At 55.1% G+C, this 14,464-nt stretch carries 14 protein-coding genes and 1 pseudogene; 2 read left to right on the top strand and 13 right to left on the bottom strand.

Translation table 11 applies throughout. The features are described from left to right. Positions 1-97 precede the first annotated feature (97 nt). From J9253_RS01945 to J9253_RS01920, 6 genes and pseudogenes are all read right to left on the bottom strand, one after another. Positions 98-1,571: pseudogene (locus J9253_RS01945) on the bottom strand (ISNCY family transposase). Positions 1,572-1,720: 149 nt separating this feature from the next. Then, positions 1,721-1,867 carry a hypothetical protein gene (locus J9253_RS01940; RefSeq protein ID WP_210223062.1) on the bottom strand — a complete coding sequence of 49 codons (147 nt, stop codon included), beginning with the start codon at positions 1,865-1,867 and terminating at the stop codon, positions 1,721-1,723. A 149-nt stretch (positions 1,868-2,016) separates the two neighbouring features. Further along, complete coding sequence (locus J9253_RS01935; protein WP_210223061.1) at positions 2,017-3,798, bottom strand: hypothetical protein; 1,782 nt, start codon at positions 3,796-3,798, stop codon at positions 2,017-2,019. Positions 3,799-3,941: 143 nt separating this feature from the next. Then, positions 3,942-5,078, bottom strand: a complete 1,137-nt coding sequence (locus tag J9253_RS01930) for an ABC transporter permease (protein WP_210223060.1) — start codon at positions 5,076-5,078, stop codon at positions 3,942-3,944. Further along, positions 5,075-6,004 carry an ABC transporter ATP-binding protein gene (locus tag J9253_RS01925; protein ID WP_210223059.1) on the bottom strand — a complete coding sequence of 310 codons (930 nt, stop codon included), beginning with the start codon at positions 6,002-6,004 and terminating at the stop codon, positions 5,075-5,077. The genes J9253_RS01930 and J9253_RS01925 overlap by 4 nt, the downstream gene beginning before the upstream one ends. Next, the gene (locus J9253_RS01920; protein ID WP_210223058.1) at positions 6,001-6,948 is read right to left on the bottom strand and encodes an HlyD family secretion protein; all 948 of its coding nucleotides are present in this window, start codon (positions 6,946-6,948) and stop codon (positions 6,001-6,003) included. Before J9253_RS01920 ends, J9253_RS01925 begins: the two co-directional genes overlap by 4 nt. Positions 6,949-7,038: 90 nt before the next feature. On the opposite strand from J9253_RS01920, the gene corA reads away from it, so the two are divergent. After that, positions 7,039-8,094, top strand: coding sequence for a magnesium/cobalt transporter CorA (gene corA, locus J9253_RS01915; RefSeq protein WP_210223057.1), 1,056 nt, complete (start codon positions 7,039-7,041; stop codon positions 8,092-8,094). A gap of 9 nt (positions 8,095-8,103) precedes the next feature. On the opposite strand, the gene J9253_RS01910 is transcribed toward corA, so the two are convergent. The 7 genes from J9253_RS01910 to aroC form a co-directional block, all read right to left on the bottom strand. Next, complete coding sequence (locus tag J9253_RS01910; protein WP_210223056.1) at positions 8,104-8,520, bottom strand: lysozyme inhibitor LprI family protein; 417 nt, start codon at positions 8,518-8,520, stop codon at positions 8,104-8,106. 21 nt (positions 8,521-8,541) lie between these two features. After that, on the bottom strand, positions 8,542-8,892 hold the full coding sequence (locus J9253_RS01905; protein ID WP_210223055.1) for a hypothetical protein: 351 nt from the start codon (positions 8,890-8,892) through the stop codon (positions 8,542-8,544). A gap of 114 nt (positions 8,893-9,006) precedes the next feature. Further along, entirely contained in the window at positions 9,007-9,651 is a 645-nt protein-coding gene (locus tag J9253_RS01900) for an SPOR domain-containing protein (protein ID WP_210223054.1), read from the bottom strand. Next, positions 9,636-10,394 (bottom strand): type III pantothenate kinase, encoded by a 759-nt coding sequence (locus J9253_RS01895; protein ID WP_210223053.1) that lies wholly within the window; start codon positions 10,392-10,394, stop codon positions 9,636-9,638. Before J9253_RS01895 ends, J9253_RS01900 begins: the two co-directional genes overlap by 16 nt. Continuing rightward, the gene (locus J9253_RS01890) at positions 10,394-11,179 is read right to left on the bottom strand and encodes a biotin--[acetyl-CoA-carboxylase] ligase (protein ID WP_210223052.1); all 786 of its coding nucleotides are present in this window, start codon (positions 11,177-11,179) and stop codon (positions 10,394-10,396) included. The genes J9253_RS01895 and J9253_RS01890 overlap by 1 nt, the downstream gene beginning before the upstream one ends. After that, entirely contained in the window at positions 11,163-12,350 is a 1,188-nt protein-coding gene (locus J9253_RS01885) for an MFS transporter (protein ID WP_210223051.1), read from the bottom strand. Before J9253_RS01885 ends, J9253_RS01890 begins: the two co-directional genes overlap by 17 nt. After that, complete coding sequence (gene aroC / locus J9253_RS01880) at positions 12,347-13,444, bottom strand: chorismate synthase (protein ID WP_028490321.1); 1,098 nt, start codon at positions 13,442-13,444, stop codon at positions 12,347-12,349. The genes J9253_RS01885 and aroC overlap by 4 nt, the downstream gene beginning before the upstream one ends. A gap of 395 nt (positions 13,445-13,839) precedes the next feature. Here aroC and J9253_RS01875 point away from each other — a divergent pair, with 395 nt between their 5' ends. Further along, positions 13,840-14,448 (top strand): metal-dependent hydrolase, encoded by a 609-nt coding sequence (locus tag J9253_RS01875; protein ID WP_210223050.1) that lies wholly within the window; start codon positions 13,840-13,842, stop codon positions 14,446-14,448. The last annotated feature ends 16 nt before the right edge of the window (positions 14,449-14,464 follow it).

Genomic DNA, 14,464 nt, shown 5'->3' with positions numbered 1-14,464 from the left:
GTTTCAAGGCATGGCTGGCAGCGCAGGCTTGCCTTCGGTGCAGGGGCTGCCCTGCCTTCCCGGCATTTTCCCTCATCGGTCGGCGTTGTGGGGTGGTTCAGGCGGCTTGGCGCTGTCGTCGGCGTTCATCCTTCTGCAAGGCCTCCAACGCCCTGGCCTGTAAAATGGCCCCGACCTTTTGCAGGTTCCTGCCCACCACCGCCAGTGCCACATAGCGCTTGAAGCGTTCCAGCCCCCGGTCGGGGCAATAGTCCAGCCCATGGACTTCCAGTGCGTTGATGCCGGATTCCACCGCTGAGTGCTGGCGTCTGGCCTGGACAAACGCCGGGTCGGTTTCACGGGCAGTGTCCGCCTGGCTCCAGCGGCCTTTTTCGGCAACACCACCCGGTCGAGCAGTTCGGCCAGTTCGCGCTGGTCTGGCCGGTGAGTGGAACCCCTTGTCAAAGCTGCACGCGCTCAGGGAGGGGAACAGCGCTTTGGCTTGCTTAACCATGGTCACGGCAATCTCACTGTCGGGGCAGTGTTGCATCACTTGGTGGTGGAGGATGAAGCCGTCAGCCGATTCCATCACGCACACGTTCAGGCCCAGCTCCACCGGCACACCGGCTTTGCCCTTGCTGAGCCATTCGCTGTAATCCTCGAAGAGGGAGAAGATCTTGTCGCCGTGGGGATGGTTTCCCCGTCCAGCACCCGCCGCCGCACCAGGTCAACCTGATGCCACCCGTACCCCAGCCAGCGCTGGAGGTCGTTGCCCGACCGGCTGTCCAGCAGGCTGAGGGGCAGGTCAGCCACCGTTTCCTCCACTTTCGACAACAGCGCGGCGCACAGGCCCAGGTAGGTGTGGTGGGCGTCACGGATGGCCTGTTGCCGGGTGGCCTGCTTGTCCGGGTCTTGGGAGCTGGAGTGCTTGAGCTTCTGCGCATGACGGCAGGCTTTCTTCACCTGGCGGAGATTGTACTGCCATTGCCGCCAGCGGCTGTCGCCGTGCCCTTCACACCAATCGGCCACCGTGCGCACCGAACAACGCACCGCGTCGTACAACAGGTTGATGTCGGTCGGGTAGTGGATGTTGCTTTCCACCACGAAGGAGTCACAACGGGCGCTCAGCGGCGCGGCTTTTTTTTTAGCAGCTTGTGACCGGCCTCCACCACCAACTGGTTGATGCGTTGCAGGCTGGCTTCGTCCACCAGAGCGGCGTTGTCCTTGACCGTTTGCAGCTTGTACTCATCGTCATCATCCCAGAAACCATGCCCCAGCATCTGACGGATGCTGCGGTGCTGGTTCGCCATCTCCAGCAGCCGGTCATAGTCCCAGTTCAGGTTCACCCGCAATGTCGCCAGCACCAGCGCATTCCACAGATCCATGCCGGGGCGTCCACGGCTGGCGTCCACCTCCGCCGGAACCCGCTTTTCCAGCACCGCAAACACCGCCTCACGCAGTTCGTCTGTCACATAAATGTATTGCAGCCCTTGCAACACCTGCGGGATGTCGTCCCGCGAACGTGGGTTGAAGGTCAGCCTGCCGATGTCAGCGTGACCCAGGCGAAGTTGGCGGGCGATCACTTCACGCATCGTGTGTCTCCTGCGAAGTTTGGCGGATGGATGCCCTATTTTGCCCTATTTTGGGCGCTTTTGCAGCTTTCTGGCCTGCTTCCGGGAAATCTTAGGGCAAGGAAAACGGGCGTAGCATCTTGATCGGAAAAGGGTTTTAGGGTTTCCGGTCAGACACTATCTAGCTGAATGCAGTAGGAATCCCCTTCCTTCAGGGAGGGGAGGATGTCAACCACATACAGGTAGCCCTCTTCGCGAATGTCGGCAAAGTCCTGAATGCCAATCGGCAACTTGAGAGGTCTGCTGTGCTGGGTCATGGTTCTGGCTATTGCTCACGTTGGTTTTCCCCAGAGTATAACAATTCCCAGTGCTGATTTTTGGCAGAAAATATTGCAGCCGCCTTGTTTGGCAACGCAGTCATGCCCTGACTCATCGCCAGGGCATGTTTCCCAATACCCTCAAGCCATCAATCTTGGCACAGGTTGATCACAAAGCACTTCTCTACCTCAACATGGTGGAGGATGGAGAAGCAAATGCCATCGAAGGACAAACGGTAGTCCTGCCCTATTGCCCCGCGTGTGTACAACACCAACTCCCTTGACACGCAACTGGGTTGGTTCGGACTTTTGCAAGGGCCGAGGCTCCCGAAACAAATGGGGCCAGACGGGAAGATTTGCACGGAAGGTGTACCATCCGGCAACAGCGGCACAGGGTTCCCCGCCATGTCCGTCACGCCGATATGCCCGATCGAGAGGCTGTTAAACGTTACATTGGAATAACAGTTACAGACCGTAACGCATAAAACCTCAACGTCGTTTGTCTCCAGACGGTCGCAACGGCTGTCACCCCATTTGACGGAGATACACGGCACCAGCTCAGGCAGCGTGACCGGCGTACAGTCGCAATGGCAATCATCAGGAGGCAGAGGTTCCGCATCTGGACAATCGCAATGGATGGATGGCAGCAGATTGTATTTACCCGCGCACTGCTTGTGCAGGTAAGCTTCCTGCTCGTGCCTTATATCCATACAGCTTTTGCAGGCAATCTGATAATCATTGTTTTTGCCGACATCAATACCGTCTGGCGCAGCACCGACCAGCATGGTTCCCAAAGAGGTACTGCCGATAGCAAAATGCCCCGTCGCGACAAAATCAAAGCCGCCCAGACTGGCATTCATCCCCGCCAACAATACAGGCGTAATGGCGAAGCAATAGGAGGTTCCGCTAGTCAGCACGCCACTGCTCAGGTTTCCTACCACGACGCCATTCTGGTAAAGATCAAGCGTGATGGTAACACTGCCAGTCAGCTTGTTGACGGTAGGCAGTTCATAATCGAAACACACTTGACCCGAGCCACAATGTGTACTGTTCTCACAGTCGTAAGTGAGATTCCATGAACCGCAACAGTCTCCGCAGAAATTATCAAGGTAGGCATAACCCCAGTGCGCACCATAGCCACAATCGGCGGTGATGAACTCAACCGTCACGACTTGTCCGATCTGGCTTGTCAGGTTGATTTGGGCGCAACTCCAATCCTTATAGACAATCTTCTCGGAACCCACCGTGGTTGTCTGGAAGAACGGGTTGGTGCTATCGGCAATCAGGGTATCCGAGCCGCCACCAAAGTCAAACGCACCTGGTACTACACTGCCACCGGCAGTCACCCTTACCTGAAAGAAAGGCTGGTCACTGGGTGGATGACCGGCGGGATTCTGAAGCACGACCGCATACCAAAAGTTGATCGTGCTGACAGCAGGAGTCACCACGAAGGTTTTGGATAGCAGTTCACAGCCAAACCCCGCGACAGCATTACCAATCCGTACTGCACCTGGAGAACCCTGTGCGGTGGTGGATATGCCAACATTAGGGTCTGTGCCCGCACTGACCCAGGTTTGATGTGAGTTAGGAGCGGTAATTGCTCCGCCCATAATCCCTGCGGTGAGACTGTTAATATTCAGTGGCAATGAGCCATACGCCCCATGCCATTGCGTCACGTCGAGGGCTTTCTCGAAATCGCCGTTGCCGCACGGTGTCATTGCCCCGCACTTCGGCTTGTATTGCAATTCAGGGTTATGTTCCAACGCTTGTTGACGCTGGAATTCGGCTGTTTCATGCGCCAGATAACGCTCGAAACTTACATCCGCGTGTTTGAGTTTGCCGAATTTCTCTTTGGATTTTCCATGAAAATCATCAGGTAGTATGACAGGCTCTGAATGCCCGTCGGGTTTTCCCCATTCTTCATTAGCCATGTTCCTTCTCCAGGGTTGGTATCAGATTAAGCTCACGACCATCAGGTGTTATATATTTAATGAGAATGAAAGCCGCTTATCTATAAATATAGACCATTTATCGTAAAAAACATGACATTTGTCTTTTTTTATTAAAATAAATCTTAATCCAACGTGCGTTTGTAGAATTTTGCACCAAGCGCCACGATCACCAGCGTAAACAGCAATATCGGCCATACATGCGGCCACATTTCATACATATTGTTGCCCTTGAGCAGAATCCCGCGCACCAGCCGCAGGAAATGCGTCAGCGGCAGCACATTGCCAATGACCTGCGCCCATTCTGGCATCCCCCGAAATGGGAACATAAATCCCGACAGTAAAATCGACGGCAGGAAGAAAAAGAAGGTCATCTGCATCGCCTGCAACTGGTTACGCGCAATGGTAGAAAACGTCATCCCCAGCGTCAGGTTGGCGGCGATGAACAGCAGCGACACCGCGTACAGCAGCACCAGACTGCCCTGAAATGGCACGGCGAAAATGAACTTGGCTGCCAGCAAAATCAGCGTCATTTGCACCAGCCCGATCATGATGTAAGGCACAATCTTGCCCACCATCACCTCCAACGGTTTCGCCGGAGTCGCCAGCAAATTCTCGAAAGTGCCGCGTTCGCGCTCGCGGGTCATCGCCAACCCGGTCATCAGCACCATCGTCATGGTCAGGATCACCCCCATCAGCCCCGGCACGATATTGTACTGAGTAACGCCTTCCGGGTTGTAACGGCGGTGGACGCGCACCTCAAACGGCGCATCGGTGGGGCGCAATTTCGCCAACGACCCGCTCAGGTCGCGGTTGAGCACTGATTGCCCCACCGTCACTAACGAAGCCAATGCATTGCTGGTCGCTGCTGGGTCAGTCGCATCCGCTTCCAGCAGGATCGCCGGGCGTTCGCCGCGTACCAGTTGGTGCGAGAAATCGGGCGGGATATTGACCACGAACTGTACTTTGCCTTCTGCCAACAGCCGATCAGCTTCCGCTTCGCTGTGCACTTGCTGCACGATCTGGAAATAGCCCGTGTTTTCCAGACTACGGATAAAAGTGCGGCTAAACACGCTGTTGTCCTGCACATTGATCGCAGTCGGCAGGTGTTTGGGGTCAGAGTTAATCGCGAAACCGAACAGCAGCAATTGCATGATGGGAATGCCGACGATCATGCCAAAAGTTAGCCGGTCACGGCTCAACTGGATGAGCTCCTTCAGGGCGATGCCCCACAGACGGGCGAAAGATGCGCCAAACGTCATGCGGCCTCCTGCTGGCGGATGTTCCTCTCCATCAGGCTGATAAACACGTCTTCCAGCCCGGCGTCGATCTTTTCCCACTGGAAACCGGCTTGCTGGCGGAAGGGCTGTAAGGCTGCTGCCAGCGCCGTCGCGTCGTTGCCGATAATGTGCAGGCGGCTGCCAAAGGCGGTGACTTGCTCCACTGCGGGCAAGGCGCGTAATTGTTCGGCGAGGTCTTGCAAGCCGTTGTCACCGCTGACCTCCCACGCCACCAGTTGCTGGCTGGCAATCACTTCCTTGATCGTGCCAGTAATCAGCAGTTTGCCTCGGGCGATGTAGGCAAGTTTGTGGCAGCGTTCGGCTTCGTCCATGTAGTGGGTGGAAACCAGTACCGAGATGCCTTGTGCGGCGAGTTGGTGGATTTCATCCCAGAAATCGCGGCGGGCGGCGGGGTCGACGCCTGCGGTGGGTTCGTCGAGCAGCAGCAGTTGCGGTTCGTGCATCATGCAGGCGGCGAGGGCGAGGCGTTGTTTCCACCCCCCGGAGAGTGCGCCTGCGAGCTGGTTGCGGCGTTCTTCCAGACCCAGTTTGACCAGCACCTCGTTGACGGCCTGCTTGCGGTTTTTCATGCCGTACATGCGGGCGATGAAATCGAGGTTTTCGCGAATGGTGAGGTCTTCCCACAGCGAAAAGCGTTGGGTCATGTAGCCGACGCGGCGCTTGATGGCGGCGGTTTCGCGGATCACGTCGTAGCCGAGGCATTGGCCTTCGCCGCTATCAGGGGTGAGCAGGCCGCACAACATGCGGATAGAGGTGGTTTTGCCGCTGCCGTTGGGGCCGAGGAAGCCGAAGATTTCACCTTGTTTGACTTGCAGCGAAAGGTCCTGCACGACGTGTTTGTCGCCGAAGTGTTTGTTTAGGCCACGCACGTCAATGGCGAGGGTCATGGGGTTACATCCACTGGCTGCCCAACCTTTAAGCGGGTTGCATCTGCTGCATTCGGCACGGCTTCCACCATCACGACCAGTTTTTCACGCGAATCCTTGCTGTAGATGACGGGTGGGGTGTATTCGGCTTGCGGGGAAATGTAGCTAATTTTCATGGGAATGGAGTCGCCGCAACCGTCGCAACTAACTTGTACGGTTTGGCCGGTTTGCAGGCTGCCAAGTTGTGGTTCGGGGATGAAAAAGCGCACTTTGCGGTTTTCGGGCGGCAGGATGCTGAGCACCGGGCTGCCAGCAGGAACCCATTCGCCCTGCTGGTAATAGGTGTCGTTGACCAAACCATTGCGGGTAGCGGTGACGGTTTTCTGTGCAAGTTGCCAGTCGGCTTGTTGCAGGGTAGCGCGGGCGGCAGCGACATTGGCTTCGGCGACTTTCAACGCATCCGGGCGGGCGGCGAGTTCGGCGACACTCAATTGTGCCTGTAATTCGGTGATTTTGGCCTGATTAAGCTTGTCGTTGGTGCGGGCGGTGTCGAGCTGGTCACTGGAAATGAAACGGCCTTTGACCAGACGTTCGACGCGCTGTAATTCGGTCGCGGAAAGCTGTGCGGCGGCTTGTGCCTGTGTGAGTTGGGCGCGAATCACTTGCAGTTCCTGCGGGCGTTTGCCGGATTGCAGATCGGCAAGTTGCGCTTCGGCAGCGTGCAAGCGGTCGGTGGCGCCTTGGCGGGCGGCGGTTTCGTTCTGCTGTTCGAGGGTAAAGGCGGGGTCGCCCTGTTTGACTTGCGCCCCGCGTTGTACGGCGAGGGTTTGCAGCGTTCCGGCAAATGGAGCGGCGAGGTGTACGTATTCGCCTTCGACGTAGCCTTGCAGGGTATTGGTAGTGCTTTCCTGACAAGCTGGCAACAGCGGCAGGCAGGCGAGCAGCAAGAGGATGGGGACTTTCATGAGGAACTCCGTAAACATACTTAGCATTGTAGCCCTTGCGTGCAATTGCGCTATGATCCCCGTCATAAATCAGCATTCACAGGGAATCACATGGAAACTTTCGGCAAACGTTACCACCCACCGGGCACACCACCGGGAACCCTGTCCCGTCATGGTGCTGAAACCGCTAATGCCACCCGCATTTCCCTACTGGAATACAGCGATAGTCAGTTCAGCGAAACCCTGTCGCCTACCCCGGAACAATGCCGCATCGCGCAACAAAACGCATACGTTGACTGGCTGGATGTCACAGGTGTGAATGACCCCACAGCTATCCGCGAGCTGGGCGAAACTTTCGGCCTGCATCCACTCGCGCTGGAAGATGTGCTCAACAGCGGGCAGCGCCCCAAGATCGACTTTACCGAGCACCATGCTTTTCTGATCCTCAACCTGCCGCATCTGGTAGGCGATGAAATCCTGCTGGAACAAGTCAGCCTGTTCGTCGGTAAAGGACACTTGCTGAGCTTTTGCAGCGGTGATGGCAAGGCGTTTGAGCCAGTGCGGGAACGCTTGCGACAAGGTTTCGGGCGCATCCGTAGCCGTGGGGTGGAATATTTGCTGTATACGCTGGTGGATGTGGTGATCGACTCCGGCTTTCCTCTGCTGGAAGACCTTGGTGAGCAAATCGAAGATCTGGAAGAGCGGGTACTGGAAAACCCTGACAAACGCATCCTCAACACTTTGCACCAGCTCAAGCGCGATTTGTTACTGTTGCGCCGCGCACTGTGGCCGCAGCGAGAGGTCATCAGCCGCCTGATCCAGCACGACGGGGAACTGGTCGATGAAACCCTGCGCCCGTATTTCAGTGACTGTTACGACCATGCGGTGCAAATCATTGACCTGATCGAAACTTACCGCGAAATGCTTAGCGGAATGTTGGACATTTACCTTTCTAGCCTCAGCAACCGTATGAATGACATCATGCGCGTCTTGACGGTGATTGCGACGATTTTCATCCCGTTAACCTTTATCGTCGGGGTATACGGGATGAATTTCACCCATATGCCAGAGTTGCACTGGCAATACGGCTATTTCGGCGTATGGGGCATCATGATCGCGCTCGCTATCGGCATGTTGATTGCGTTCAAACGGCGCAAATGGCTGTAAGCCAATGCCTTAGCGCCCGCCCTCTACCATCAGGTCAATATAGGCTTGCAAGGCTTCCGCCCGTGCTTTAACAACATCGTTGCGTTTACTGGCCATCACCGCGATCCACATCGTCCCATCCATTTGCCCGTGGATGGCATTGATCAGCTCGAATTCCTTGTCACGTTGCGTTATCCACGCCCGTTGCGCCTGTTTCAGCGCATCCTGCCCTGCCGGTTTGAGTTTGCTTTGCAACGCCTTGTAAACACGGTTGAGTTCGGTATCCCACTCCTGTTCTGCACGGGTGAAACATTCCAGCATCCCGGCGGTGGAATCGTTGGTATTGAGGCAACTCTCAGTACTCAGGTCGATGGTATTTTTCACATCCTTGGCTTGCACGGGCAATATCAACGCGAAAGCGAAGGCAAACAGTATGAACTGACGCATGATGATTTCTCCCGAAAAGAGCTACAGATACAGGTTAAGTTTTGCATAAGCATAGACACAACCCAGCAAGGCTGCCAGTGGAATACCCGCTGCCCCCAATACTAACCATGCCACCAAACGCCTAAATGAAGATTCATGAAACCAGTAACGGGTCAAGGTATAAATCCCGATCAGCAACAACTCAATCAGTGCCGTGCCCATGATCAGCACCAGCACCAAATCCACGGTTTCGTTGTAACCACTTAACACCAACGAACCCACCAGCGAAAACCCGTAGCTGATGAAATAACCCGGTATCAGCAATGACAGCCAACCCACCCAGAACAACACCTGTTGCCACGATTTATAGCTTGACGCTTCAACTTTGACCATAAAACACCCCACCTCACGCAAGGAAAACACTACCCAAGGCATTTATATAGGTGAGAAATAGCGGTATTGCTTGGGATTATCACGCCCGGTCAAATTTTTCTGACGAAGCGGAGATTAGCGGCAGGAACGGGGAATCCGTTGTACTTCAGACGTGGCATCGACAGCGGCACTCCACGCCTGCACCGGGGTATTGCTGCCGAAAGGTTCGTCATAATCGACCCAGAAAACTTCACGGGGCGCTTGTTGTTCCGTGTAACGAGCGTCATAGCCAAGGTAGCGGATGTATTCGGCGTGGCGTTTCGCCTTGTTCAAGTTATTGAAAAACCCCAAGGCAATCGCGTTTTGATAAGGGCCATCAGGGATAATTTTCACATCCTGCACATCATTTTGAGCAATATCCCGCGCCATTTTTTCAGCCTGAACATACTCAGTCGCAGGCGGGATGTAGACAAAAAAGTTCAGTGTTTCCATGCTTTTCATGTGACGAATATTAACCGCCAACCCAAAGCCCCGCACCTTGCCCGCCACCTGTTGTGCGGCTTTTTCGCTATTATAAGGGCCAATGGTATAACAACTGCTTTGCGTCTTGGAGGACGTGCTGCGGTAAACCACTTCATCCACATCCTGACGCAATTCCAGCGCCGGAATCGTGGGTTCCACCAGTACAGGCTGAAATGCCTGTTTAGACGGGGCTAATACCGCCGTCCAGGTCAGTGCCGACACATTCAGGAACAGCAGCGCAATCAACAACTGGTACATGCTGTCTGCTCCGTAATGTAACTTAGCCCGTGCATCAACAAATCAGGCTGCACCTGATAATCACCCTGCAACCACGGGCGCAGATGTTCCGCATCACCACCCGTCAATACCCGCACCAACGGGGCAGACATGCGGTGCTGCATCCGGGCGCAAATCCCCTCGATCGCCCCCACTATCCCAAACAGGCAACCGCTGCCAATGGCTCTGTCGGTGCTATCCGCAAAAATACCGGGGTGTTCAAAGGACAAGCTCAAGCGGCCTTGCGCTCGGGCAATCAGGGCATCGGCGGATAGTTGCAAACCGGGCAGGATCAGCCCACCCAAATGCCGCCCGTCGCTTTCCACCGCATCCACCGTAATCGCGGTGCCGCAATCAATCACAATGCTGGCGAATCCATTAGCCTGATGATGCGCAGCCACCAGACCCACAAAACGGTCAGCACCCAAGGCTGCGGGGTTTTGATAGCCATTGGTAATGCCGTAAGCCCGCGCTACCGAGCGCACGCTATGCAACTGAATGCCACGCTGATCACAGGCTTCCTGCACACTATCGGCAAAGAGCTGAGTCAAAACATGCACGAGGGTAATATGCCCGACAGTCGGGTAAGCATCCAGCAAGTCGATAACGCTGGCCAGCGCGGGGCGATCCCCATAGGCGAGCGCCTGCTGGGCAGAAGGATTACCCGCAGCACCAAGCTCCGACCATTTCAGGCGTGAGTTGCCTGCATCTACCAGCAAAACCATTACATCCGTACCGATACATCCGCTGACGACAGATTTTTTATTGATCCATCATTAAATTCAATTATTAATTGTCCCTGATTGTTGATGCCTGACGCAAGCCCTAGCAACACTTCTGTCCCACTTAAGGCTTGCACTTGACGCCCCAACAGCACATCACGTTGCTGCCAATCTGTCTGGAATTGTGCCATATCCAGCCGGGAAAAACCCCTCAAGCGTTTGAGTAAGCGTTGCAATACAGCAGACACCAATACATTACGCTCCACAGGTTTACCGGCAATCTGTTGCAGGCTCGTCCACGGCTGGTCAATCTCCGCCCCGGCTTCCGGCAACATATTAACGTTCAGGCCAATACCAATCACCACCTGCTCCAGTGAACCGACGGCTTCCAGCAAGATACCACCGAGCTTCTTTCCATCATAGTACACATCGTTCGGCCATTTCAGGCCATGGCCGTGAATCGCACAATCTTCGAGTGCCTCCGCCACAGCCAAGCCTGTTACCAAACTCAACAGCGGTAAATGTTCCGGCACAGGGGTGAAACACCAACGCACGGACAGGTACACATTCACACCGGACGGTGATTGCCATTGCCGCCCACGTCTGCCCCGCCCGGCGCTTTGCTGTTCCGCCAGACACACATCACCGCATACACCTTGCTGCAAAGCCCAACGGTTGGTGGAGTCCAATTCCGGGAATACGTGGATATCGTTCAAGGCCAGCAGCGTCGCGCTATCCAATTGACGGCGAATTTCGCTAGCCTGCAACGGCTCAGTGATGGGTAACATGGGTATCCTCCCGCACGTAAATCAAAGCCAGTATCCAGCCCACACCCACAATCAGGGTTGCTATATAAAACGTATCCGCCGCCCCCCAGTATTCCCAAGCATAACCACTCAGCAAGCTACCAACTGCGCCGCCTGCCCCGTAACTCAGGCCGGAATACAAGGCTTGCCCCCTGCCCTGCAATTTCCCCGGAAACTGGTAGTGGATCAAGTGAATTGCCGAAGCATGAAACAGCCCGTAAGTCGCCGCATGAAACAACTGTGACAGCATCAGGATGGGCATATTATCCACCCACGTCCCCAGCACCAGCCAGCGCACCCCGGTCAAAAACATCGCCAGCACAAACAACCGCGCCGCCCCGAAACGCTCAATCAAACCGTGCATCATCCAGAACAAGGCCACTTCAGCCATCACGCCCAGCGCCCACATCCAGCCGGTGAAGTTACGCGAATAACCGTGATCTTCCAGATAAATGCTGAAAAAGGTGTAATACGCCCCGTGGCTGGCCTGTTGCAAGGCACACGCCAGCAGCAATACCCACACCGTCGGTTGGCGCAATACCTCACGCAAACGGCTGGATTGTACCGTGTGTGTCGCGTGGGGTTTGTCCTGCACCAACCATGTCGTCAGCCAAATCCCCATGAACAGCAGCAAAATCGCATCCACTGCCAGCGCAATACCGTAACGTTCCAGCACGTTGGGCAAACTTGCCACCATCACGATGAAACCAACTGAACCCCACAGCCGAATCCGGCTATAACGCCCAATATCGCGCCCCAAATGATTCAAGGTCAGCGCTTCAAATTGCGGCAATGACGCATTCCAGAAAAACCCAAAACCCGCCATCACCAAAGCCATCCAGCCAAAACTTTGCTGCCAATACACCCCGGCGAAACACACCACCGCCAGCAGGCTTGCCACCCGGATAATGCGTAAACGTTCCCCGGTATGATCCGCCAACCACCCCCAAATGAACGGTGCAACGATTTTGGTTGCCATGAACACCGCCATCAACTCACCGATCTGGGCAGGCGAAAACCCGGCAACCTTTTTCAGGTATACCGTCCAATACGGCACGAACACGCCCAAGGCGGCAAAATAGACGAAGTAGAAAACCGAAAGCCGCCCATAAGGCGGCTTCGTGGCAACAGTATCAGCAGACGTTAGTTTCAAGGCGACGCAGGAATATCCGGTAAATCGGTCGTGACATCCGCATTTTGCGCCCGATGCCGCAACGCATGATCCATCAGCGTAATCGCCAGCATGGCTTCGCAAATCGGTGTCGCCCGAATGCCAACGCAGGGGTCATGGCGGCCTTTGGTAATCACTTCCACCGCTTCGCCGTCCAGATTCACCGTGCGCCCCGGCAGACGCATACTCGAAGTGGGTTTGAAGGCGGTATGCACGATGACTTCCTGCCCCGAAGAAATCCCACCCAGAATCCCGCCCGCATGATTGCTCAAGAAACCTTGCATGGTGATTTCATCACGGTGCTCCGTGCCTTTTTGCGCCACGCAGTCGAAACCGGCACCGATTTCCACACCTTTGGCGGCATTGATCGACATCATCGCATGGGCAATGTCCGCATCCAGCCGGTCGAAAATTGGCTCGCCCCAACCCGGCGGCACATGGGACGCTACCGTGGTAATTTTCGCCCCGACGGAATTGCCTTCCTTGCGCAAGGCATCCATGTAATCTTCCATCGGCTGTACTTTGCTGGCATCCGGGCAGAAGAATGGGTTATTGGCGATTTCATCCCAATCCAGCGTTTCCGCGACGATGGGGCCAAGTTGCGAGAGGTAGCCGCGAATCACGACGCCGTAACGCTCAAATAACCACTTCTTGGCAATCGACCCGGCCGCGACTCGCATCGCGGTTTCCCGCGCCGAGGAACGCCCACCACCACGGTAATCGCGGAAGCCGTATTTTTTGTAATACGTGTAATCGGCATGACCGGGGCGGAAGCGATCCATGATGTCGCCGTAATCCTTGGAGCGCTGATCGGTGTTATGGATGATCAGCGCAATGGTCGTGCCCGTGGTTTTACCCTCGAACACGCCAGAAAGGATTTGCACCTCATCGGCTTCGCGCCGTTGAGTGGTGTGGCGACTCTGCCCCGGCTTACGCCGATCCAGGTCAATTTGAATATCGGCTTCCGTGAGGGCGAGTCCGGGCGGGCAGCCATCTACGATGCAACCGATTGCGGGTCCATGACTCTCACCGAAGGAGGTCACGGTAAACAGTTTTCCAAAGCTATTTCCTGACATGGGTGTGATTGTAGCGCTATTCAAAAACCCTTGCAGCCCTTTTCATGTTGATCATTTATCTCCCATTCAGCTTGGTTGTTATAAGATTAATCAACATTATCATAAAAATTATAGTGTCAACCCGACGCAAAAGCCCGAATGGGGGAGCTCGTCTCCCCCTCTTTTTTCGCGGGCATCACTAAGTCACCTGAAAGAATCAATCGCTAGGAGAAAGGTGCGCCTATTCCCCGCTGGCAGCACATTAAATAAATAAAGGGGATGAAGATGGCCGGAACTTATCCGGCCTAATCTTTCTAAGTATAAACAACAAACTGCTTCATGAACGTGGGCACGGACATAAAGCATTGAAAGCATTCGGCGAAACAAAAATAGACAATTATATAGGGGCAAGCATCATGACAGAGTGCAGCACGTACCATCTGGCAGCAGCAGCAACCGGCGTTGGCGCCGCCGCCATTTCATCCATCATCGCACCAGAACTGGGTTGGGAAGTCATCGGCGTCACCGCGCTAAGTGGTTATGTCGGCGGCTTATTACCCGACATTGATAATACCCATTCCAGCAGTTTCCGCATGGTACAGCGCCTTAGCCGCCTTGCTGCCGTGCTAGTTCCTAGCATCCAGTTTGTTTACCGCCCAACGGATTTGTTGCTGGCAATCCCCGTCGCTTCGTTCATGGTGTCGCGCTTCTGGGAAGTGTTGAGCCAGATCATGAAACGTGGCGGGCATACACATTCAGTCATTGCAGCCGTCTGTTTATCGCTGGGTGTGGCGTGGGTTGCTTATTTGACCGTAGGTGCTGCGGCGGCAATACCAGCATTTTTAGCATCCAGCGCCAGTTACTTGCTGCATTTATTGCTGGATGATTTGGATAATATCCGCTTTGTGGAAACCAAAACCGGGGTACGTTCTGCCTTATTACCCGTCGGCAGAGGGCGTGCCATTGAGCTTTACAGCATTCTGGCTATCGGGTTGGTAAGCTTTGTTGCGTTGTGGGGCATTTAACGCTTTCCCGGAAATA

Origin of the sequence: Thiothrix litoralis (assembly GCF_017901135.1) — a bacterium.
Classification (GTDB): domain Bacteria; phylum Pseudomonadota; class Gammaproteobacteria; order Thiotrichales; family Thiotrichaceae; genus Thiothrix; species Thiothrix litoralis.
Note: the sequence above shows the minus strand (reverse complement) of the source record. Positions and strands in the feature narration are given on the sequence as shown.

Excerpts from the sequence above, each read along its gene's own strand:
- J9253_RS01940 (WP_210223062.1), bottom strand. The coding sequence starts at position 1,867 with ATGACCCAGCACAGCAGACCTCTCAAGTTGCCGATTGGCATTCAGGAC.
- J9253_RS01935 (WP_210223061.1), bottom strand. The coding sequence starts at position 3,798 with ATGGCTAATGAAGAATGGGGAAAACCCGACGGGCATTCAGAGCCTGTC.
- J9253_RS01930 (WP_210223060.1), bottom strand. The coding sequence starts at position 5,078 with ATGACGTTTGGCGCATCTTTCGCCCGTCTGTGGGGCATCGCCCTGAAG.
- J9253_RS01925 (WP_210223059.1), bottom strand. The coding sequence starts at position 6,004 with ATGACCCTCGCCATTGACGTGCGTGGCCTAAACAAACACTTCGGCGAC.
- J9253_RS01920 (WP_210223058.1), bottom strand. The coding sequence starts at position 6,948 with ATGAAAGTCCCCATCCTCTTGCTGCTCGCCTGCCTGCCGCTGTTGCCA.
- corA (WP_210223057.1), top strand. The coding sequence starts at position 7,039 with ATGGAAACTTTCGGCAAACGTTACCACCCACCGGGCACACCACCGGGA.
- J9253_RS01910 (WP_210223056.1), bottom strand. The coding sequence starts at position 8,520 with ATGCGTCAGTTCATACTGTTTGCCTTCGCTTTCGCGTTGATATTGCCC.
- J9253_RS01905 (WP_210223055.1), bottom strand. The coding sequence starts at position 8,892 with ATGGTCAAAGTTGAAGCGTCAAGCTATAAATCGTGGCAACAGGTGTTG.
- J9253_RS01900 (WP_210223054.1), bottom strand. The coding sequence starts at position 9,651 with ATGTACCAGTTGTTGATTGCGCTGCTGTTCCTGAATGTGTCGGCACTG.
- J9253_RS01895 (WP_210223053.1), bottom strand. The coding sequence starts at position 10,394 with ATGGTTTTGCTGGTAGATGCAGGCAACTCACGCCTGAAATGGTCGGAG.
- J9253_RS01890 (WP_210223052.1), bottom strand. The coding sequence starts at position 11,179 with ATGTTACCCATCACTGAGCCGTTGCAGGCTAGCGAAATTCGCCGTCAA.
- aroC (WP_028490321.1), bottom strand. The coding sequence starts at position 13,444 with ATGTCAGGAAATAGCTTTGGAAAACTGTTTACCGTGACCTCCTTCGGT.
- J9253_RS01875 (WP_210223050.1), top strand. The coding sequence starts at position 13,840 with ATGACAGAGTGCAGCACGTACCATCTGGCAGCAGCAGCAACCGGCGTT.